We start from the raw sequence: 1,754 nt of genomic DNA, 5'->3' as shown, positions 1-1,754 counted from the left end.
TTCCAGCCGGCCGAGGCTGCCTTGCGGCTTGGTCAGCGTGTCCTGGCGGCGGGCGACGGCATTGGCCGCGGTGTCGCTGCCGGCCGGCAGATCGAGGCAGGCAGCGCGAAGTTCATCAAGCGATTTGAAAGACATGGGGGCAAAGTCTCCGAAAGAGAGTCAGGATAGGGATACGGAAGCGACGAGCAGGACTGCGATCTCGCCAAGTTGCTGAAGGGCGCCGATCGTGTCGCCGGTCTGGCCATCGATCTGGCTGAGGCACAGGGCGCGGAACGCGGCAAACAGCAGACCAAGCAGGACGATCGCGACGATGGCGCCGTCTGGCCCGAGCAGGAGGAGCGGTATCGCGCCGAGCACGGCGGCGGCTATTGCGGCTTCGGCCGAGACGCCGCCGGCGCCGGCCGAGAGGCCGTCGGACCGCGCCGGGGGCAAGAGATGCATGAAGGCGCCCAGCAATCCGCGCGAGGCGGCGTGCGCGGCAATGAGCGCCAGGAGCGCCTGCGTGGGGTCGGCGAATGCCGAAATCGCGCTCCAGCGGATCAGCAGCGACAGAGCCAGCGCCGATGCGCCATAGGCGCCGATGCGGCTGTCGCGCATGATCTCCAGTTTCCCACCTCGCGACTTGCCGCCGCCAAAGCCATCGGCGACATCGGACAGCCCATCCTCGTGCAGGCAGCCGGTGCTGAGCAATGTTGCCGCAAGCGCAAGGGCTGCCGCCGGACCCACGGCAAGGCCGAACCGTTCCGCCGTGGCGTAGACGACCGCGCCGATCAGTCCGACGGCAAGGCCGGCGACAGGGGCGGCCCAGATCGCGGCGGCGAGGCTGCGCCCGCGAAAATCAAAGACGGGCAGCGGCAGCCTGGTGAAGAAGACCAGGCAAAGTGCGATGTCTTCGAGGATTTGCCGCGGCGAAAGGGTCATGTTCTGGAGCTTCATGCCCTAGCCCCTCGCAATGGCATGGAAAAAGGTGCCGCTGACACGGCCGCGCCGGTAGCCGGAGGCGCCGAGCGGATTGCCCTGGCCGTCGGCTAGATCGGCCAATGGCTCGTCATTGCCCGTCGCGATCATCTGCGCATAGTGGAATTCATGGCCGCGGATCAGCGTGCCCTCGGCTCCGAGCGGGCAAGCGGCGCGCAGCCGCGCCTCGCGGTAGCCGAGGTTCATCTTGCGCTTGGCGAAGCTGGTCGAATGGCCGAGCAGGCCAAGCATCCTGTGCGTCTCACCGGCAGCGTCCTCCAGCGCCTCGCCCAGCACCATGAAGCCACCGCACTCGCCGTGGATCGGCTTGGTCGCGGCGAAGCGCGCCATTCCGGCCCGGAAGTTGGTGGCGGCGGCCAGCCTGCCGGCATGAAGCTCGGGATAGCCGCCGGGCAGCCAGCAGACATCGCAGCTGTCGTCGGGCGCCTCGTCGGCGTGCGGCGAGAAGGTAACGATCTCGGCGCCGGCCTTGTGCCAGTGCGCGGCGACGTGCGGGTAGACGAAGGTGAAGGCGGCGTCCTCCGCCAGCGCGATGCGTTGACCGGGCGGTGGCAGCGCGTCGCCGAAATCGCCGGCCGCCGGCACCAGCGGCGTGGCCAGCGCCATGATGGCGTCGAGATCGAGCGACTTCTCGGCCATGTCGGCCAGCCGGTCGAGATGCGCCATCAGGTTCTCGTATTCGCCGGCCTGGACGAGGCCGAGATGGCGCTCCGGCAGGTTGAGCGTGGGATCGCGCAGGATGGCCCCGACCACCGGCAGGCCGATCGCCTCGATGG

At 68.8% G+C, this 1,754-nt stretch carries 2 protein-coding genes and 1 pseudogene; all 3 read right to left on the bottom strand.

Annotated features, from left to right (window positions below; translation table 11 throughout):
• A pseudogene (locus EN745_RS37390) lies at window positions 1-135 on the bottom strand (nicotinate-nucleotide--dimethylbenzimidazole phosphoribosyltransferase); the annotation flags it as partial.
• A gap of 24 nt (window positions 136-159) precedes the next feature.
• On the bottom strand, window positions 160-936 hold the full coding sequence (locus EN745_RS34455) for an adenosylcobinamide-GDP ribazoletransferase (RefSeq protein ID WP_127423289.1): 777 nt from the start codon (window positions 934-936) through the stop codon (window positions 160-162).
• A gap of 3 nt (window positions 937-939) precedes the next feature.
• Window positions 940-1,754, bottom strand: an 815-nt coding sequence (locus EN745_RS34450; protein ID WP_127423288.1) for a cobyrinate a,c-diamide synthase, incomplete at its 5' end; no start/stop codon positions are given.

This window comes from Mesorhizobium sp. M4A.F.Ca.ET.022.05.2.1, from assembly GCF_003998845.1.
In the GTDB taxonomy this organism is placed as follows: Bacteria; Pseudomonadota; Alphaproteobacteria; order Rhizobiales; family Rhizobiaceae; genus Mesorhizobium.
Note: the sequence above shows the minus strand (reverse complement) of the source record. Positions and strands in the feature narration are given on the sequence as shown.

Excerpts from the sequence above, each read along its gene's own strand:
- EN745_RS34455 (WP_127423289.1), bottom strand. The coding sequence starts at position 936 with ATGAAGCTCCAGAACATGACCCTTTCGCCGCGGCAAATCCTCGAAGAC.